The following is an 18796-nucleotide window of genomic DNA, read 5'->3' as shown; positions in this document are numbered from 1 at the left end:
CCCGGAATTCGCCCGAAGGCACCCCGTACGCGACGAGGGGGCGGGGCGGCTCACAGACCTGGGCCGCCGTACCGTTGCCGTGATCATCATCGGGACGAGGACCACACGGGGGCACAGATGACCATTCACCGTCCAGGACTGCCGGAGGACCTGCCACCGGGCGAGGTGCTGTGGGGGCGCTGGGCACTGCTCGCGGCCCTCGGTGCGACCGTCGACGAGGAGGGGCGGCTGGGCTTTCGCCGGACCGGGCGTTGGATCGACGCCTCGGGCCTCAATCACGACGACTCCGGCTGCACCTGGTGGGTCATGTCCAGGAGGGGCGAGGGCCGGTTCGTCCTCTACGGCGAGGACGAGTCGAGCGGCGTGAAGTGGCACAGGCCGCCGATCGACATGCTGGCGGGCGGCCCGCACTGGCTGCCGTACGAGGAACTCCGCGACCGGCTCGAGGGGTACGAACTCGGCTGCGTCTACTGGTACGAGCACGGCTCCTGGGCCCGGGCGCCCTACCCCGACAGCCTCGGGGACGACGGCCTGGACTGCGGTATGAGCGACTTCGTCGACCGCGCCTGCCTGCTCAGGGAACTGGGCCTCTACATCGACGGCACGGTCGGGACGCCCGGCGCGGACGGGCTTCTGGCGGATGCGGAGGCCGGGCGGCTGGCGCCCGCTCTGCTGTCGGGGGGCCTGCGTCGCACGGGCCCCGATGGCGATCCGCTGGATCTACGTGCCATCACCGGGGCGCTGGCCCTCGCGGGCCTCACCGGGTAGGGCAGCAGGGGCCGAGAGCCCGGCTTCCGTCGTAGGGTGACTTCCGCACACGAGGGACGGGAGGGCCCAGGTGGCCGGGACGACGCCGGGCGGGACGACGGTCGCCGAGGTGATGGCCGAGCTGGCCGAGCTCGAGGACCCCAAGGCTCGTGCCGTGAACGAGAGGCACGGTGACGATCACGGTGTGAACCTCGGCAAGCTGCGCGCGCTCGCGAAGCGGCTGAAGACGCAGCAGGACCTCGCGTGCCGACTCTGGGAGACGCAGGACACCGCGGCGCGACTGCTGGCCCTTCTGATCTGCCGGCCGAAGGCGTTCCAGCCGGACGAGCTGGACGCCATGGTGCGTCAGGCGCGTACACCCAAGGTGCACGACTGGCTCATGAACTACGTGGTGAAGAAGAGCCCGCACGCCGAGGAGCTGCGCCTGGCCTGGTCCGCCGATCCGGACCCGGTGGTCGCGAGCGCGGGCTGGGCGCTGACCACCGAGCGCGTCGCCAAGAAGGCCGAGGGCCTCGACCTCACCGGCCTGCTCGACGTCATCGAGGCGGAGATGAAGGACGCCCCGGACCGCCTTCAGTGGGCGATGAACCACTGTCTGGCCCAGATCGGTATCGAGCACCCCGAACACCGCACCCGTGCCCTCGGCATCGGCGAGCGCCTGCAGGTGCTCAAGGACTACCCGACCTCACCGGGCTGCACATCGCCGTTCGCGCCGATCTGGATCACCGAGATGGTGCGCCGACGGCAGGGCGCCGACGAACCGGTGGCCTGATCCCGGCGCCTCGACGTCCGACAGCGTGCGACTGGTGCAGTACACCTGCAACGGCACGGCCGCGCAGCGCTTGACGTCAACGTCGGCTTCTACACCCAGGTGCTCGGCCTGGGCCAATCACCGGACTCGGTCACCGTCAACGGCGCCGTGCACGTGGAGGCGGACTGGTTCCCGCCGCAGAACACCACTCACAACTTCTGGCGCGGCGCGGAGAACCTCTCGGTGAACCCGTCGGGCGGCACCGACCGATGGGCGGTCTCCCAGGCGTCCGCGTACCGGCGCATGCATGTCCGTGGCAACCTCGAACTCAGTGACGGCGGTTGGTCCAGCGGCGGCTTCATGGCCGACACCAAGATCGACGGACAGGTCCGCTCGGGCACCCAGCAGCAGTGGCTGACCCGTAACTCCCAACTCGGCGGCTGGACCGGCGCCAACTGGAACATGGTCTTCGTCGGCAGCCAGGGCGTGCCGGGCAACAGCTTCCCCAACCCGCCGTACACCACGGTCGACCGGACCCCGACCGTACGGGAGAAGCCCTTCCTGTACGTCGACGACGCGGGCGCCTCGGTTCACTCCGTCCGGCCCCTGACCGGCCCGCGTGCCACCCTGGTCACACGCTCGCGAGCAGGTCGTCGAGAGGGGCGGGTACGCGCGCGCCGTCCAGGGCCTCGACCAGCAGGCGGCCGTAGCGGATCTTGCGGCCCTTCTTCGTGCCGAGGAAGCGCCGCATCTGCTGCTGCGGCGGGCGGCCCTGCTGTGCGGGTTGGCGCAGGAAGGTCTGCCAAGCCTGGAGTTCGCCCTCGGCCTCGACGATCTCCTCGACCCGTGGCACGCCCAGGGCACGGATCAGCTCGTCCTCCAGGTCCGACACGCACACGAACACGCCGTGGCGCGCAGCGCGGGCCCGTTCGAGGCCGCGGTCGTAGAAACGGCGTTCGCCCTCGTCGCACAGGCCGGTCAGGCGCAGGCCGAGACCCGGTGGTCCGAGGAGACCGGCATAGCGGCCGACGCTCATCGCTCCGCCCATGGGCATGACGCACACTCCCTCGGCGGGCAGGTCCCGGCCGTAGCGCGCCGCGAGCGCCTCTACGGCGGCCAGGTCGCTGGGCCCTTCCAGCAGTACGGCGGTCCGCAGCCGCAGTCGGTCGGCCAGCTCGCTCGCCGGGCCACCGGCGTCGCCCGCCGCCCAGCCGGCGACCGCGTCCCGGAACGCTCCCATGTCCGCCATGGGGAGATTCTGCTCCTGGACGGGCCCGCGGGGCACGGAGTTTTCGCCGGCGCCGTCCCGGAGGCCGCGGGCCACGCGCCTCCGGGTCGGGCGCTCAAGTGGGCCGGGACTGGCCCGGTGGCCGCATGGCCCAGCGGATGGTGCGGGTCAGGGCCTGGCCGGTGGGGCGTACGGCGAGGTCCTCGATGACAGGGACCCGGGGCAGCCACAGCATGCCGCGGGCCCAGGGCGGCAGCAGGGCTACGGCGTTGGCGGCGAGGCCGCCGTAGAAGGGGCGTACGGGCAGGGGCAGGGGCGGCTGGAAGAGCAGGAAGCGGGCCGCGGAGCGGGCCTCGGGGGTGGCCCGCAGCTCGGGGCGGTAGGCGGTCAGGCGCTCGGCCAGCTCGCGTCGGTCACGGGGCGGGTCGGACACGCCCAGCGCCGTGGCGACGCGCGCGGTGTCGGCGACGTAGGCGTCGTAGTCGGCCGGGTCCAGCGGGTGCGCCCCGTAGCGTTCGTGGGCGCGCAGGAAGCTGTCGGTCTCGGCGGCGTGCACCCAGCCCAGGAGGTGCGGGTCGCCCGCGTGATATGGCTCGCCGTCGGTCGTGGTCCCGCGGATGCGGTCGTGGATGGCGCGGACGCGGTCGACGGCCAGCTGGGCGTCGTCGGCGGTGCCGTAGGTCGTCACGGCCAGGAAGGTGCTGGTGCGTTGGAGCCGGCCCCAGGGGTCGCCGCGGAAGCCGGAGTGCCCGGCGACCGCCGCCATGGCCCGCGGGTGCAGGGACTGCAGGAGCAGCGCGCTGATGCCGCCGATGAACATCGAGGCGTCGCCGTGGACCGTGCGGATCGGGCGGTCCGGTCCGAACCAGCGCGGGCCCGGCGTGTGGTGGATGCGGGCACGCGTGGCGGATCCGTCGGGGCCGGCGACGCGGCGGAACAAGGCCTGGCCCAGTTGTTCACGGACGACGGTCAGCATGGGCGGCCTCCCCTCTCCTGCTGCCAGTGTCCGCGATGCCGGCCGGTATTCGGGAACGCCGGTGTCCTTCACGGTCCGGTGGGAGCGGGCCGCGGTTCGCGGTCCGATGCCGGCCATACGTAGGGCAGGTCGTCGGGGACGCCGGGGAACAGGTCGGCGTACACCTCGTGGTCCTTGCGGACCAGGGCGGAGCGGTGGCTCTCGTGGAAGGCCTCGTCGCCGAGCCAGGGCGGCAGCTCGCCGGCCGCGGCCAGGTCGGCCTGGCCGCGCACCGCGGCGCCGGGGCGGTGTGCGGCCAGGCCGGCGACCAGGGAGGCGGCGCAGCTGTCCTGGTGCCCCTTGTCCCGCCAGACCCGGCAGACCTCCAGGCCGTAGCGCACAAGTGCCTCCTCGTACCCGGTCCACATCCGTACGGCGGGATGCCGGCGCCAGCCGTAGCCCGGGACGGTGAGACCGCGCAGGACCTGCAACGCCTCGACGCGCTGCTTGCCCAGCCGGCGTCGGTCCAGGAGCAGGGCCGTCTGCCGGAAGTCGGGGTGGGGCAGGAACGTCTGCATCGGTCACCGGCTCACTTCTTGCGCAGCGCCGACGGCTTGTGGACCGCCGACCTGCCGGATCTGTCACTGCGCACCTCGTACTGCGGATCCTCGGGCGAGGCGTCCACGGTGCGGCCGGCGGCCTCGGTACGGCGGGTGATCTTCCGCTCGACCGTGCCCTCCGTGGTGCTGCCGTGGCTGTCCCACTCGACCTCGTCGCCTCGGGTGAGCTTCTTGCCCTTGTTGCCCTTGGCTGCGTCACTCGTCTTCTTCGTTTTTCTCGCCATGGTGCTGTGCTCTCCTTTTTCGTCCTCGTCCTCGTCCTCGTCCTCGTCCTCGTCCTCGTCCTCGTCCTCGTTCTCGTCCTCGTTCTCGTTTCCCTGTGCGCGGTCGCCGGCGGCTAGGCGCGCGGTTCGGACGCGGCGCGGTCGGCCCGGCCGCCGGCTCCCAGCGGGCCGGTGCAGGTCACGGGTTCCTCGGCCTCCAGGCGTGGCAGCGCCCGCCGGGACACGCGCAGCACCACGGGCGGCAGGGCGGCGCGGACCGGCTGGGTGAGGCGGAGCCAGCCGGGCGCGTACACGGCCGTACGGCGGCGTTCCAGTCCTCGCACCAGGCGGGCGGCGACCATGTCCACGGGGTAGACCCGGCGGGCCGGCGGGGGCATGTGGGTGCGCAGTTCGCGCAGGACGGCGTACCGGTCTGCGTCGCGGATCATGTCGGTGTCGGTCCAGTTGAGATAGGCGATGCCCACACCGACTCCGCGGTGGGCCACTTCCGCCCGCAGGGAGTGGGCGAAGGCCTCGACGCCCGCCTTGGAGGCGCAGTAGGCGCTCATCATGGGGGCGGCGCCGATCGACGCCAGGGACGCGACCTGGAGGAAGTAGCCCGCCGTGTCGAGCAGGTCGGGCAGAAACGCCCGAGCCGTGTGGGCACTGCCGGTGAGGTTGACGTCGATCACGCGGCGCCATGCCTCCGGATCCGAGGCGAGGAACGGGCCGCCCTCGGCGATGCCCGCGTTCGCCACCACGGCCGCGGGACGCCCGAGGCCGGTCCGTACCGTGTCCGCGGCGGCGTCCAGTGCGGCCGGGTCGGTGACGTCGACCTCGACGGGCAGGGCCGGGCACGGCAGGGACGCGGCCACCGCGTCCAGGCTCGCCTTTTCGTGGCCGAGCAGTGCGACCCGGGCGCCGCGGCGGGCGAGCTCATGGGCCAGGGCCGCGCCGACGCCTCGGGCGGCACCGGTGACGGCGACCGTTCGGCCGGCGAGCGGACTGCTGGGCACGGGCTGCCCTCCTTGTCGCTCGGATCGTTGTCGCTCGGATCGGACGTCTCATCAGCCACTTCCCTGCGGAGGCGGTGTCCGGATGCGCGGACCTCCGGTCGCGGGGTTGCGGGTGCGCGGCGTCGCCGGCGCGCGTCAGGTCTGCGCACCGGGCGTCGGCGGGCGCGCGGTGTGATCGGGGTGACCGGGTGTGCGGCGCTGCTCCTTCAGCTCCGCCTCGTACAGGTGGTCACGCCCCTGCGCGAGCTCCCGCACCACACTGGCCTCCAGTTGCCGGAACGGCTGGTAGTAGGTGGCGTCGTAGGCCTCGATCATCTGGAACGTCCAGTGCCCGGGGATGACGTTGCGGCCGAGGATCTCCGAGCGCACCTTCTCCGCCCACTCGGGGTGACCCGCCTCGCGCAGCAGCCGGACGGCACTGTCCAACTGCAGGTCGGCGGTTCCGGTCAGTTGATGAAAGTCGTACAGGCGGCCTCTGGCCCGTTCGGTCGTCTCCAGGGCCTTGGAGAGGGCTCCGAGGGCCTCGACGGTCTTGTCGTCCACGCCTGCGGGGCGCCGGTGGTCGCGGTCGGGGCCCTCGGCGCTGTCGGGAACGTGTCGGTCGGCGTTCATGGGCCTCCTTGCGAGGTGCGTCCGCGGCGGTGAGGCGGGTGCGGGTCAGCGTCTGCTTCCGGTGCGGTCGCGGCGGGTCAGGAGCCGTTGGGCGCCGGCGAGACCGGGCGGCCGGTGGCGGTGCAGCGCGGCTCGGGCGGCGTTGGCGCCCGGGGCGCCGTGCACACCGCCGCCCGGGTGGGCCCCGGCGGAGGCGAGGAAGAGACCCGGGACCGGGGTCTCGGGGCGTCCGGTGCCGGGGACGGGGCGCAGGACGAGCTGTTGGTGGATCGCGGTCGTGCCCCCGTTGATGGCGCCGCCGGTCAGATTGCCGTCGAGGGCCTCGAGGGTCGGGGGTGCCAGGACGCGGCGGGCGCGGATCAGCGCGCGGAAGCCGGGTGCGAAGCGTTCCACCTGGCGTTCGACCCGGTCGGCCATGACTTCCTGGTCCTTGGTGTCCCAGCTTCCGGTGATGCCCTCGTCGGCGGCGTCGGCGCCGATCTCGTGGGGGACGTGGGTGTAGGCCCAGGCCGATTCGGTGCCGAGCGGTGAGCGGGTGGTGTCCGCGGTGGTCATCTGGCCGAACAGCACGAAGGGGCGGTCGGGGACCTGGCGCATGGCGATCTGTGCGGCGAAGCGGGTGAGTTCGTCCATGCCGTCGGCGAGGTGCACGGTGCCGGCCCGGGTCGCCTGCTCCGACTGCCAGGGGACCGGGCCGTCGAGCGCCCAGTCCACCTTGAACGTGGCGAAGTCCCACTGGAACCGGCGCAGGTCGTCCAGCAGCTGCGCGGGCAGATGCGCGGGCTCGACGAGGTCGCCGTACAGGGCGGGCACCGACACGTCCGCCAGGACGGCCCGGCGTGCCGTGACCGCCTCACCGGCGGCCGTACGCACGCCGACGGCCCGTCCGTCACGGACGACGATCCGCTCGACGCGCTGCCCGCAGCGCACCCGGCCGCCCTGTGCGGTGAGGCGTCGGGTCAGGGCCTGGGTCAGGGCTCCGGAGCCGCCGACGGGGACGGGGAAGCCGTACGTCTGTCCGAGCATGGCCATCAGCCAGCCGAAGCCGCCGCTGCCCGCCGCTTCCGGGGCGAGGTCGGCGTGCAGGGCGTTCCCGGCGAGCAGCAGTCGGCCGCCCTGGCCGCGGAACTCCTCCTCCCCCAGGCGGCGCACGGGCAGAATCAGGGAGCGGGCCATGCGCAGTCCGCCCGCGGCCCGCAGCCGCCACGCCAGCCGCGCCCCGGCGCGCACCGGCGGGAACGGGGTGAACAGGGTGTTCAGGAGGTCGGGCTGAAGGCGCTGCCACAGGTCGTGCAGTCGCCGCCAGGCCGACCCGTCGCCCGGCGCGAAGGCATCGAGGGACGCGGCGGTGATCTCTACGTTCCGGTCCAGCACGGCGCAGCTGCCGTCGGGGAGGGGATGCGCCAGCACGCTGGGGGCGTGGCTCCAGCGCAGCCCGTGGTCCTCCAGGCGCAGTGCGGCCAGCACCGGCGAGGCCGCCGCGAGGGGGTAGAAGGAGCTGAAGACGTCGTTGACGAAGTCGGGGTCGACGCCCCGGTCGTGCCGCACCGCGCCGCCCGGTTCCGGCTGCTCCTCCAGCACCTCGACGCTCCACCCGGCGTCCACCAGCACGTTGGCGGCGACCAGGCCGTTGGGCCCCGCGCCGATCACCACGGCGTCAGGCATGGTCGGCTCCGCTCACGTCGGACACCGCCGCCGCCTCTCGCGATGCGGAGCGGGCGTCGTCGCCTGCCTCGCTCTCGCACAGCCTCGCCAGGCGGGCGAGCATGGCGCGGTGGCGCAGCTGGATCAGCACCTCGAAGCCGACGTTGTGCAGTCGCCCGCCCGCTCCTCGCAGGGGGTGCTCGTCCACGATCACCAGACAGTGTTCGCCCCACGGCCGCAGCTCGATCGCGATACGTGCCGTGCCCAGGGCCCCGGCCTGGGCCTCCAGCTCCAGACAGACACCTTCGTCGCAGCGGCGCACGACGGTCTCGTTGACGAGCCGGGCCGTACCGAGCCGGACTTCGTAGCGGATGGCAGCGTCCAGCTGCGGCCACTGTCCGCGGACCGGGCGGGACCCCGACGTCCCCACCACCCAGTCCGCGTACCGGGTGCCGTCGGCGAGGACGGCCCATACGGCGCCCGGGCTCACTCGGATCAGTCGATGGCGTACGGCCACGGAGACCTCCTCCAGAGGGCTGGACCCCAGTGGTCCGTCGGCCCGGCCCCGAGTGCCCGCGCGGGGCGGATCCCAACCAAATCGGGAAGGTCATGGTCCGCGCCGGGCTTCCCGCTTTGTCACGTACGTATCTAGACCGCCGAGGTGCGCTGGTTCACGGTGGTCCCTCCTGTCCGCCCGGTCGATGGGGAGGGATCCAGCAGTGAGACGCAGGCGATTTGTGGCAGGGGCGATCGGCGCGGTCTCGGGGATCGCGCTCGGCACCGTCCCGTCCGCGGCCGTGAAACCGACGCCCGCCGGTACGCGGAACCGGTCGCCGGTTTCCCGTGCTGAGGGCTGGCAGGCCGTGCCCGCGCCCGGCAGCACACCTGCCGCGCAGTTACGTCGTATCGCCGCCGGGCCCGGGCTGGCCTGGGCCGTGGGTGAGGAGGGCTTGGCGGGGCCGTCCCGGGGGCGCGGGCTGGCGATGCAGTGGGACGGCAGTGCCTGGACCAAGACCGACCTGGCGCATCTGAGCCACACGCGGTTGACCGATGTCGCCGGTGTCTGCGCGGCCTTTGCCTGGAGCGTGGGCCAGCCGGCCGGAACCGGCAGCCCGCTGCTGCGGTGGGACGAGACCACCTGGCGCGAGACCGCGTTCCCGGGCATGAACGAGACGGGCGTCCGCCTGACCGCGGTGGCGGTCGGCCCCGACCGCAGGGTGTGGGTCAGCGGCAGCCGGGGCGGAGCCGCTCGCCTGCTGTCCGGGGACGGGCGGCGATGGCGGTGGCTGGACCCGCTGCCGGTCGCGAGCGCCAATCTGTACCGGGTCTTCCTGCGTGCGCCGGGTGAGATCTGGGTGTGCGGTGACCAGGCCGCGGGCGGCGGCTGGTCCGGCCTCGTGGCCCGCTGGGACGGCGCCTGGACGGTCCTCCCTCCGGTTCCGGGTCTGCGCCTGGGCCTCGCCGACGTCCACGCGGCCGGTCCGGACGACGTGTGGGCGGTGGGCACGGAGGCCGGGGTCGGCGGGCCGCCGGGCCGCCCGGGCAACCCCTCCCTCAGCCACTGGGACGGGACGGCCTGGACCCGGGTGGAGGCGGGCTTCGTCGCAGGGTCGCTCACCGGGATCGCCGGAGATGCGCAGGGCCGGGCCGCGTGGATCTCGGGCTGGAACTACCAGGACCAGAGCCGCAGTACATATCTGCGCAGGGACGGCGGCGCCTGGACGCTCGCGCGCGGCCCGGTCGGCGCGGCGCCGGCGCCGTACCTCAACGATGTGACGGCCGTCCGCGGCACCACGGGCTTCTGGTCGGTGGGCATGACGAGCCCCGTGCCCGCTCCGCCGACCGAGGCGTACACCGAACGCCTCGAAGCCTGAGGCGGTCCTGCCAGAGCTGGTGCCCGGCGACCGGTGAGGTGGTCGCCGGGTGTGCGCACGGGGGTCCCGGTCGAGCGCGACCGTCCGGTCACGGGACGGTGCTCCGGACGCTGATCAGGTCGGTGACCGCCTGGAGGCCGCCGTCGGCGAGGGCGGCGCGTTGCCGGTCCGCGCCGGTGCCGTCGCGCAGGAGCCGGTCCACCAGTGCGGTCACCTGCCGGGTGTCGCCGGCCGAGTCCAGAGCGCGGCTCACATGGCTCAGGAGCTTGTGCAGGACCTCACCGGCCGGCTTCAGCGTGCCGCCGGGGTCGACCAGGGTGTCGCCGAGGCCGTGCCGGGCGGCATGCCACATGGCGGCCTGGAGCAGCTCCGGGTCGTGGTCGAGGGCGGGGACCGCGCCGTCCGCCTCGGACAGGGCGGTCACCACCAGGGCCCGGATGATCCCGGCGAGCATGACCGCCTCGTCCGCGCCGAGCTGGACGTCCGAGCAGCGCACCTCGATGGTGGGGTAGCGCTGCGAGAGGCGAGCCTGCCAGTACAGCTGACCGGTGTCCGCGATCAGGCCGGCGTCCGCGAGCCGCTTCACGCGGCGCTCGTAGTCCGCGGCGTCCTCGAAGGGCGGTGGCATCCCGCTCACCGGCCAGCGGCTGAACACCACCGTGCGCCAGCTCCTGAAGCCGGTGTCGTGGCCGTCCCAGAGAGGGGAGTTGGCCGACATGGCGGTCAGTGCGGGCAGCCAGAGCCGGATCCGGTTCAGGGCCTGCACTCCCGCCTCCTGGTCGGGCACGGCCACATGCACATGCATGCCGTTGACCAGTTGCTCCGCCACCAGCTGCGGGGCCTGCTCGACCATCGCCCGGTAGCGGGCCTCGTCGGTCACGGCCACGGGGCGCGCGCGCCGCAGCGGCGAGGTCCCGCAGGCCGCGAGCCGGCAGCCGTGTTCCTCGGCGGCCACCGCGACGGCGTGCCGCAGCCGCAGCAGATGCCCGCCCGCCTCCTCCAGCGTGTCGCACACCGGGGTGGCCACCTCGACCTGGGCCTGCAGCAGCTCGTGCTGCACCTCCTCGTCGTTCACCAGGCTCCCCAGCCCAGCCGCGGCCCGTACCTCCTTCGCCCTCGGCACCGGCAGACCCGTTGCCGGGTCGAGCAGCAGGTACTCCTCTTCCACGCCGATCGTCGTCATCGACCGCCCTTTGTTCCGCCCGGCGCCGCCGGATCCCCATGGGTCCGGCCGTCGCATCCCGAACCGCGATGACCTCCCCTTACGGGTCTCGCATATGTGGGTGTCCGAGTGCCGCAACCGGCGCACTACAAACCCTGGGACAGCCGGAGAGGGACAAGTGGGCGCTCCCCGGCCCCGACCCGGTCCGGCGCCCGCCGATCCGGTTCCCGGGCCGACGGGGCCGGTTGCCGTGCCCGGCTCCCGGTGCCCGGGCCGTTCGGCCCCGCTCCGGGGTCGGCCGGCACATGCCGATCGGCCGCTGTCGTCCGACGCTGGAGAGGAGTCGCGGCCCGACGGCCGGACCGTACCCGCCGAGCCGAGGAGCACAGCGTCATGGTCCGTTACGTGTACGACTTCCACGAGGGCCGCCGTGACATGGCGGACCTGCTGGGCGGCAAGGGCGCCAACCTCGCCGAGATGACCCGGCTCGGCCTGCCGGTCCCGCCGGGGTTCACCGTCTCCACGGACGCCTGCCGGGCGTTCCTCGCCACCGGTGCGGAACCGGACGGCATGTCGGCGGAGGTCTCCCGTCACTTGTCGGCCCTCGAAGCCGGGGCCGGCCGCCGGTTGGGGCAGCGTGACGACCCGCTGCTGCTGTCCGTGCGGTCCGGGGCACGGTTCTCTATGCCGGGGATGATGGAGACCGTGCTGGACATCGGTCTCAACGACGGCTCCGTCCTGGGGCTGGCCAAGGTCTCCGGCAGTGAGCGCTTCGCCTGGGACTCGTACCGCAGGCTCGTCCAGATGTTCGGCAGCACGGTCATGGGCGTCGACGGAGCCTTGTTCGAGCGGGCCATGACGACGCTCAAGGGCCTGCGCGACGCCCCCGACGACCTGCACCTCGACGCACACGACCTCGCCGAACTGGTGGAGGCGTACAAGCAGCTGATCCGCGAGGAGACCGGGGAGGACTTCCCGCAGTCCCCGGCCGAGCAGCTGCGCCGGGCGATCCTCGCGGTCTTCGCCTCCTGGAACGGCGAGCGCGCCCGGATCTACCGGCGGCGTGAGCACATCCCCGACGATCTGGGCACCGCGGTCACCGTGCAGCGCATGGTCTTCGGCAATCTCGGCGCCGACTCCGGCAGCGGCGTCGCGTTCACCCGTGACCCGGCCACCGGCCGCGGCGGTCTGTACGGCGACTATCTGCCCAACGCGCAGGGCGAGGACGTGGTCGCCGGCATCCGCAACACCGTGCCGCTGGCGGAGCTGGAGCGCCTCGATCCCGGGTCGTACGGGCAACTGCTCGCCCACATGCAGACCCTGGAGCGGCACTACCGCGATCTGTGCGACATCGAGTTCACCATCGAGCGCGGCACGCTGTGGATGCTCCAGACCCGGGTCGGCAAACGCACCGCCGAGGCCGCGTTCGCCATCGCCGCCGAGCTGACCGACGAGGGGATCGTCTCCGCGGACGAGGCCCTGTCCCGGGTCGACGGCGAGGGGCTCGCCCGGCTGATGTTCCCGCGCTTCGACGCCGCCGCGACCGGCGAGCCGCTCGCCCGTGGCATCCCCGCCTCCCCGGGCGCCGCGGTCGGCGCGGCCGTCTTCGACTCCACCGAGGCAGTTCGGCGTGCCGCGGCCGGGGAGAAGGTGGTCCTGGTGCGCCAGGAGACCACCCCCGACGATCTGCCGGGCATGATCGCCGCCCAGGCGGTCCTCACCAGCCGTGGCGGCAAGACGAGTCACGCGGCCGTGGTGGCCCGCGGCATGGGCAAGGTCTGTGTGTGCGGCGCGGAGGAACTCACGGTCGACCCCGCGGCGCGGCGCTTCACCACCCGTGCCGGCACGGTCGTCGCGGAGGGCACCGTCATCTCCGTGGACGGCTCCGCGGGCGCCGTGTACCCGGGGGCCGCGCAGCTTGCCGACTCCGCGGTCATGCGGTTCCTGGAGACCGGCGAACGGTCGGCGGGTGTGGTGGCCGCCGTGGCCCGCGCTCTCGAACACGCCGATGCCGTACGCCGGTTGGAGGTGCGGGCCAACGCCGACACCCCCGAGGACGCGCGGCGCGCGCGCAGATTCGGTGCGCAGGGCATCGGACTGTGCCGTACCGAGCACATGTTTCTCGGAGAGCGCCGCAAGCTCGTCGAGGAGATGATCCTGGCCGGCGACGACGCCGAGCGCGAGCGGGCGCTCGCGGCGCTCCTGCCGCTCCAGCGACAGGACTTCACCGACATCCTGGCGGCCATGGACGGGCTGCCGGTCACCATCCGGCTGCTCGATCCGCCGCTCCACGAGTTCCTGCCCGACCACACCGAACTCGCCGTGCGGGTCGCCGCCGCCGAGGCGCGGGGCGAGGAACCGGACCCGCATCAGCAGGCGTTGCTCGAAGCAGTGGGACGCATGCACGAGGAGAACCCGATGCTGGGGCTGCGGGGCGTGCGTCTGGGTCTGGTGATTCCGGGCCTGGTGGCCATGCAGGTACGGGCCGTCGCCGAGGCCGTGGTGGCGCGCACGCGAGCCGGGGGCGCACCGCATGCCGAGATCATGGTGCCGCTGGTCGGCGCGGTGGAGGAACTGCGGATCGAGCGGGCGGAAGTGGAGCGGGTGCTCGCCGAGGTGTCCGGCGAGTCCGGCGTTCCCGTGCACTGCCCGATCGGCACGATGATCGAGCTGCCGCGCGCCGCGCTCACCGCCGGCCGTATCGCCGAGGAGGCCGAGTTCTTCTCCTTCGGCACGAACGACCTGACCCAGACCACCTGGGGCTTCTCCCGCGACGACGTCGAAGCGGAGTTCTTCTCCGCCTACCTCGACAAGGGCGTCTTTCCCGTCTCGCCGTTCGAGGCCATCGACCGTGACGGCGTGGGCCGGCTGGTCCGGATCGCGGTCGACGAGGGCCGCGCCACGCGCCCGGACCTGACCATCGGGGTCTGCGGTGAGCACGGCGGCGACCCCGGTTCCGTCCACTTCTTCCACGCGACGGGACTGGACTACGTGTCCTGCTCACCGTTCCGGGTGCCGGTGGCACGCCTGGAGGCGGGCCGCGCGGCACTGCCCGGGGGCGGCGACGCCGGCCGGTGAGTGCCGTTCCGGTTCTCACCAGGGCCCGTCGGCCCTTGGCGGCGGGCTCCGCGCGAGGGACAGTGGAAGCAGGAGCGGCACCGATCCCCCGCGGTGTCGCTCCGTCGTTGCACGCATCGTTTGCGGGCGAGCACGCCCTGCCGGCCGTACGCCCGCCCGGTCGACCACGCCCCGGACGACTGCGAGATCGTCATCAGCACGCGCGATGACGTCGGCCCCGGGCCTCGCCCACGTTGCGGGCCGACGATCCGGATGTCGTCGCCGCCCACGAGGCCGACCCCCATCGATCAACGGACGCGTGCGGGCTGCTCGGGCCCGATCTGAACCGCATCCGAGCAGCCCCTCCCGGAGCGCGGTCAGCCGCTGGGGACGACGACCACGGGGCAGTGGGCATGGTGCAGGAGGGCGTGCGCGGCCGGTCCCGGGCGCCTTCCTCGGTGGGTTGCGATGACCACGACGGCCGCCTGCCGGCTCGCCTCGACCAGTGCGTGCGCCGCGGCTGTGCGGACCGTACGGCCCTTGACCTGTACGCCGGGATGGCGCCCTCGTAACCCTCCGATGCGGGTCGCCGACAGCGGCGAAGGCGCTTCGGGCGGCGCCGTGCGGCGGTGCGCCCAGGAGTGCAGGACCCGCAGGCGCGCCCCGCGTCGCTCCGCATCCTCCATGGCGTAGACGGCCGCGTCCGCGTCGAGGTCGCTCTCCACACCGAGCAGCACCTCACGGCGGTCGTCGTGCGGGCGGTCGCCGCGTACGACGAGCAGCGGGCCCCGCACCTGGGCGACGAGCCGCCGGGTCACGGCACCGCACACCAGGCCGGTCAACGCGCCGAGTCCGCGCGTGCCCACGACGGTGAGCGTCGCGTCCGCACTCGCGCGCGTCAACGTCTCGACGGCACCGCCCTCGCGGGCCACGGTCTGCACCGACAGCGCGGGACACCGTTCACGCACGCGCGCGGCGGCGCAGGCCAGGACCGGTCCCGCCGCGTCGCGATCGGCCACGGCGTACACCACGCGCAGCCGGACACCGCGCCGGTACGCCTCGTCGGCGGCCTGGTCCAGCGCCCGTACCGAGACCGTTGAGCCGTCCATCCCGACGGCCACGTGCTGGAGAGTCATGGACCTGCTTCCCTTCTGCGCGCTGTCCGGCCACCGACGATGCTGGTCGTCCGCAGCACCGGGGGCAGGAGCCACCAGGCACCCGCATCGCGGGCGAACGGCCCCTGGAGTCAGGGCCGTTCGGCTCACGGCGCGATGTGCGGTGTGCGCGGCGCGAGGGAAGAGGCAGGGAGCCCAAGGCGGGGAGCCCAAGGCGGGGAGCCCACGAACGGCATCCGGGGCCCCGTCCGCGCGCTCGGTTGGGCCGGTCGGCCCTGGTGCATCCGGTTGCGGCGGGCCATGATCGGCACATGAGCGGTTCGAGGTCCGTCGTCGGCAGGCGGTGGGCCGAGGACCACCGGGATCAAGGGGTCGTCATGACCGAGCCAGGCACCTTCACCGAACGCGATCCGATCCGGGTCTTCCTGCTGGACGACCACGAAGTCGTACGACGCGGCATCACCGACCTGCTCGAAGCCGAGCCGGACATCTCGGTGGTCGGTGACGCGGACACCGTCGAACACGCCTTGGTACGCGGCCCTGCCCTGCGACCGCACGTCGCGGTGCTCGACGTGCGCCTCCCGGACGGCGACGGCATCACGGTCTGCCGTGAGCTGCGCAGCCGGATGCCGGAACTGGCCTGTCTGATGCTGACCTCGTTCGACGACGAGGACGCGCTGCTCGACGCCATCATGGCCGGTGCCTCGGGTTACGTCCTGAAGCAGATCAGGGGCTCCGACCTGGTCTCCGCGGTCCGCACGGTCGCCTCGGGCCAGTCCATGCTGGACCCCGCGACGACTGCACGGCTGATGCGGTCACTGCGTGCCGACCCCGCCGGTACGCCCGTCGTCGCGGACGAGCTGGCGGGCCTGTCACCGCGCGAGCGGGACATCCTGGCGCTGATCGGCGACGGCCTGACCAACCGCGAGATCGGCAAGAAGCTCTACCTGTCGGAGAAGACGGTCAAGAACCACATCTCCCGGCTGCTCGCCAAACTCGGTGTCCAGCGCCGCGTCCAGGCCGCGGTCCTGGCCTCCCAGGTGGAGCGGTCCGGGACCGGCGAGCGCCACCACCGGTGAGCCGCGACAGCCCGCCCGGCGCCCGCACGCGCGGCCGAGCGACGCTCCGCACCGGCCCCCCCTGCGCGCAGGAACCGCCGTACGCGCCGTACGCGCCGTACGCGTCACGAGGCGTCGCGGAAGACGGCCGCGGGCCCGATGACGCCGGGGCCGAACTTGTCCCGGACGCGGTCCACGGCCGCTTCGGCGACCAGCCGCGCCTCGCGGGCCTCGTCGAGACTGAGCTGTTCGGCGACCTGGTCGGCGTCGATGAGGTCCTCGCCCTTGAGGGTGAGCGCGCTCAGCCGGCCCCGTTGCAGGCCGGCGGCGTCCATCAGCTGGTAGGCGAGCAGGCGCAGGTCGTCGTCGTGGGCGGACGGTTCGGTGAGGCGGCGGGTCCGCTCCCAGGTGCCGTTGCCGACGAAGGTCAGCGTGAGCGTGATGGCACGGGCCGCCTGGTCGCGGCGGCGCAGCGACCGCCCGAGCCGGACGACCAGTTCCAGCAGGGCGGCGCGGACCTCGGCGCCGTCCACGGCGTGCCGGGGGAAGGTGCGGCGGACCGTCGCTGACGCGGGCAGCGTGCGGGGGACGACGGGGCGCGGGTCGATGCCCCGGGCGCGGTCGGCGGCGGTGCGTCCGGCGCGACCGCCCAGCAGGCGCTGGACGGTGGCGGGCGGCACCGTGGCGAGCACGCCGACGGAGTGGATGCCGTACTCGCGCAGCGTCTCGGCCTGGCGGGGTCCGATGCCATGCAGGGCCTCGACCGGCAGCCCGCCCAGCCAGGCGGCGACCTGGCCGGGGTCGACGGCGAGCACTCCCCCGGGTCCGGGGATCCACGCGGACGCGGTGGCCGCGACGGTGATCGAAGGGCCGACGCCGATGCGTACGTCGACACCCAGCCGGGAGAGCGTGCGCACCCGCAGCGTCTCGCCCAGGCGGCGGGCGTCGGTGCCGTGGTAGCGCAGGGCGCCCTTCAGCTCCACCAGGGCCGCGGTGGGCGGCAGGGCCTGCACCACCGGGGAGAGGTCGGCCAGCATCTCCAGGACCCGCCGGTACGTCTCCTCCGGCAGGCCGTGCGGACAGCGCACGTGCATCACCGTCGACACCCGGTGTGGCGGCATCCGGTGTGCTCCTGCCTCCGCGGTCATGGCGGTCACCTCCCACCCTCAGGTTATCGAACGAATAATCGAACACGCGAGTGACGCAGACGCGGATCATGGACATAGAATCAAAAACATGTTCGATGACCTGCCGCCCGACCTGGAGCGCCTCCAGACCCTGCGCGTCTGGCACGCCCTGTGGGTGGAGCGCATCGACCACAAGATCGCCGCCCTGCTCCGGCGCCAGGCGGAACAGGAACGCGGCCGGCGCGACCGCCCGCGGCCGGCGGAGTGGATCGTGGAACTCGGCATCGGCGCCGACGGCAGCCCCGTCGAGGTGCACGCCGGTGACTGCCACATGGCGGGCCGGCGGCGCCGTGCGATCAGCCGCGACGAGGCCCGACGGCTGCTCTCCGCGGGGCTACGGGCATGCAGCCACTGCGAGCCCGACGCCCGGCTGCACATCATCGACTTAGGCCCGCCCGGAAGCCGGGCCCGGGGCGTGGCTCCGATCGCGCCCCCGGCCCGACCCGGGCGACCATGGCAGGAGCAGACCAGCCGGCCGGCGTCACATGCCCGCCGACCCGGGAGGTGGCCGCCCTGCACACCCCGCTCTCCGTCCTGTTCGCGCTGTGCGCGGCGTTCAGCAACGGCGTCGCGACGGTGCTGCAACGCAAGGCGGCCCTCACCGTGCCCCGCTCCGAGGGCTTCCGGGCCGGTCTGATCCTCGATCTGCTGCGCCGCCCCGTCTGGCTGGCCGGCATCCTCGCGGTGATCGCCGCCGCCGTCTGCCAGGCACTGGCGCTGGCGACCGGGCCGCTCACGATCGTGCAGCCGCTGTTCGTGCTGGAGCTGCCCCTCACGCTCATCGTCGCCTCACTGCTGATGCACCGGCATCTGTCGGGCAGGGGCTGGCTGGCCGTCGCGGTGGTGGTGGCGGGGCTGGCGGTCGCGCTCTTCGCGGCCTCTCCCAGCGGCAATCGCACCCATGTCCCGCTGGACCGCTGGGTGCCCGCGCTCGCCGTCTGCATGGGGCTGGTCGTCGGACTCGCCCTCGCCGCCCTGCGCCGCCCGGAAGGCCGCGCCCGGGCGGCGTTGCTGGGTGCCGCGACCGCGATCAGCTACGCGCTGACCGCGGCGCTGATGAAGGCCGCCACGCACATCCTCGAGGAACAGGGACTCGGCGCCTTTCTCACCGCCTGGCAGACGTACGCCTTCGCGGCGACCGGCGTATGCGCCCTGTTCCTGCTGGAGAACGCGCTTCAGGCCGGCCCGCTGGTCGCCTCGCAGCCCGCGCTCACCCTCGGCGACGCGCTGGTGAGCCTCGCCCTGGGCATCACCCTGTACGAGGAGGAGATCCGCTCCGGGTGGTGGCTGCTGCCGCAGCTTCTCGGCGTCGCGCTGATCGCCGCCGGCGTCCTGGCACTGGCGCGGATCCCGCTCGCCCAGTCGGTGGTCGCTCCGGAGGACGAGCAACGGACGCAGGAGGAGCGCCGGGCGCAGGACCGTCCCCAGCAGCAGCACCATCAGGCGCCCTAGCCGCAATCGTCGCCGGTACCCCATGTCCGACTGCCCGGCCGGGTGCGTCCGGTCCTGCACGTCCGGCTCCAGGGGGCGCCTGGGCAGCCGCGAT

Annotated in this window: 18 protein-coding genes and 1 pseudogene; 8 read left to right on the top strand and 11 right to left on the bottom strand. The window is 73.4% G+C overall.

Translation table 11 applies throughout. The features are described 5' to 3' along the window. Nucleotides 1-117: 117 nt before the first annotated feature. The 3 genes and pseudogenes from ACHBTE_RS22945 to ACHBTE_RS22935 form a co-directional block, all read left to right on the top strand. Nucleotides 118-768: a hypothetical protein gene (locus ACHBTE_RS22945; protein WP_394725899.1), complete on the top strand. Its 651-nt coding sequence runs from the start codon at nt 118-120 to the stop codon at nt 766-768. A gap of 112 nt (nt 769-880) precedes the next feature. After that, nucleotides 881-1540, top strand: coding sequence for a DNA alkylation repair protein (locus tag ACHBTE_RS22940; protein WP_394725937.1), 660 nt, complete (start codon nt 881-883; stop codon nt 1538-1540). A 1-nt stretch (nt 1541) separates the two neighbouring features. Further along, nucleotides 1542-2104: pseudogene (locus tag ACHBTE_RS22935) on the top strand (hypothetical protein); the annotation flags it as partial. 46 nt (nt 2105-2150) lie between these two features. Here ACHBTE_RS22935 and ACHBTE_RS22930 read toward each other — a convergent pair. From ACHBTE_RS22930 to ACHBTE_RS22895, 8 genes are all read right to left on the bottom strand, one after another. Next, nucleotides 2151-2768, bottom strand: coding sequence for a TOPRIM nucleotidyl transferase/hydrolase domain-containing protein (locus ACHBTE_RS22930; RefSeq protein ID WP_394725898.1), 618 nt, complete (start codon nt 2766-2768; stop codon nt 2151-2153). 94 nt (nt 2769-2862) lie between these two features. Then, nucleotides 2863-3723 (bottom strand): oxygenase MpaB family protein, encoded by an 861-nt coding sequence (locus ACHBTE_RS22925; protein WP_394725897.1) that lies wholly within the window; start codon nt 3721-3723, stop codon nt 2863-2865. 68 nt (nt 3724-3791) lie between these two features. Continuing rightward, nucleotides 3792-4280 (bottom strand): MSMEG_6728 family protein, encoded by a 489-nt coding sequence (locus tag ACHBTE_RS22920; RefSeq protein WP_394725896.1) that lies wholly within the window; start codon nt 4278-4280, stop codon nt 3792-3794. An 11-nt stretch (nt 4281-4291) separates the two neighbouring features. Then, a complete protein-coding gene (locus ACHBTE_RS22915; RefSeq protein WP_394725895.1) occupies nt 4292-4546 on the bottom strand; it encodes a DUF2945 domain-containing protein in 255 nt (84 codons plus the stop codon). A 113-nt stretch (nt 4547-4659) separates the two neighbouring features. Then, nucleotides 4660-5541, bottom strand: a complete 882-nt coding sequence (locus ACHBTE_RS22910; protein ID WP_394725894.1) for an SDR family oxidoreductase — start codon at nt 5539-5541, stop codon at nt 4660-4662. Nucleotides 5542-5676: 135 nt separating this feature from the next. After that, nucleotides 5677-6153 (bottom strand): hypothetical protein, encoded by a 477-nt coding sequence (locus tag ACHBTE_RS22905; RefSeq protein WP_394725893.1) that lies wholly within the window; start codon nt 6151-6153, stop codon nt 5677-5679. Nucleotides 6154-6198: 45 nt separating this feature from the next. Continuing rightward, the gene (locus ACHBTE_RS22900; protein ID WP_394725892.1) at nt 6199-7818 is read right to left on the bottom strand and encodes a phytoene desaturase family protein; all 1620 of its coding nucleotides are present in this window, start codon (nt 7816-7818) and stop codon (nt 6199-6201) included. Then, nucleotides 7811-8314: an SRPBCC family protein gene (locus ACHBTE_RS22895; protein ID WP_394725891.1), complete on the bottom strand. Its 504-nt coding sequence runs from the start codon at nt 8312-8314 to the stop codon at nt 7811-7813. The genes ACHBTE_RS22900 and ACHBTE_RS22895 overlap by 8 nt, the downstream gene beginning before the upstream one ends. A 202-nt stretch (nt 8315-8516) precedes the next feature. On the opposite strand from ACHBTE_RS22895, the gene ACHBTE_RS22890 reads away from it, so the two are divergent. Then, nucleotides 8517-9671: a hypothetical protein gene (locus ACHBTE_RS22890; RefSeq protein ID WP_394725890.1), complete on the top strand. Its 1155-nt coding sequence runs from the start codon at nt 8517-8519 to the stop codon at nt 9669-9671. Between the two features lie 88 nt (nt 9672-9759). On the opposite strand, the gene ACHBTE_RS22885 is transcribed toward ACHBTE_RS22890, so the two are convergent. Then, nucleotides 9760-10854: a glutamate--cysteine ligase gene (locus tag ACHBTE_RS22885; RefSeq protein WP_394725889.1), complete on the bottom strand. Its 1095-nt coding sequence runs from the start codon at nt 10852-10854 to the stop codon at nt 9760-9762. A gap of 372 nt (nt 10855-11226) precedes the next feature. Between ACHBTE_RS22885 and ppdK the strand changes: the two genes are divergently transcribed. Further along, complete coding sequence (gene ppdK, locus ACHBTE_RS22880) at nt 11227-13911, top strand: pyruvate, phosphate dikinase (RefSeq protein WP_394725888.1); 2685 nt, start codon at nt 11227-11229, stop codon at nt 13909-13911. Between the two features lie 356 nt (nt 13912-14267). Here the strand turns inward: ppdK and ACHBTE_RS22875 are convergent, their stop codons facing one another. Beyond that, a complete protein-coding gene (locus tag ACHBTE_RS22875; RefSeq protein ID WP_394725887.1) occupies nt 14268-15026 on the bottom strand; it encodes a universal stress protein in 759 nt (252 codons plus the stop codon). Between the two features lie 356 nt (nt 15027-15382). Between ACHBTE_RS22875 and ACHBTE_RS22870 the strand changes: the two genes are divergently transcribed. Further along, nucleotides 15383-16084 (top strand): response regulator, encoded by a 702-nt coding sequence (locus ACHBTE_RS22870; RefSeq protein WP_394725886.1) that lies wholly within the window; start codon nt 15383-15385, stop codon nt 16082-16084. A 104-nt stretch (nt 16085-16188) separates the two neighbouring features. On the opposite strand, the gene ACHBTE_RS22865 is transcribed toward ACHBTE_RS22870, so the two are convergent. Further along, complete coding sequence (locus ACHBTE_RS22865; protein ID WP_394725885.1) at nt 16189-17211, bottom strand: hypothetical protein; 1023 nt, start codon at nt 17209-17211, stop codon at nt 16189-16191. Between ACHBTE_RS22865 and ACHBTE_RS22860 the strand changes: the two genes are divergently transcribed. After that, nucleotides 17210-17887, top strand: coding sequence for a DUF6233 domain-containing protein (locus tag ACHBTE_RS22860; protein ID WP_394725884.1), 678 nt, complete (start codon nt 17210-17212; stop codon nt 17885-17887). The genes ACHBTE_RS22865 and ACHBTE_RS22860 overlap by 2 nt on opposite strands. After that, the gene (locus ACHBTE_RS22855; protein WP_394725936.1) at nt 17827-18702 is read left to right on the top strand and encodes a DMT family transporter; all 876 of its coding nucleotides are present in this window, start codon (nt 17827-17829) and stop codon (nt 18700-18702) included. Before ACHBTE_RS22860 ends, ACHBTE_RS22855 begins: the two co-directional genes overlap by 61 nt. Nucleotides 18703-18796 lie beyond the last annotated feature (94 nt).

The sequence above is a fragment of the Streptomyces sp. M41 genome, from assembly GCF_043673425.1.
Classification (GTDB): domain Bacteria; phylum Actinomycetota; class Actinomycetes; order Streptomycetales; family Streptomycetaceae; genus Streptomyces.
Note: the sequence above shows the minus strand (reverse complement) of the source record. Positions and strands in the feature narration are given on the sequence as shown.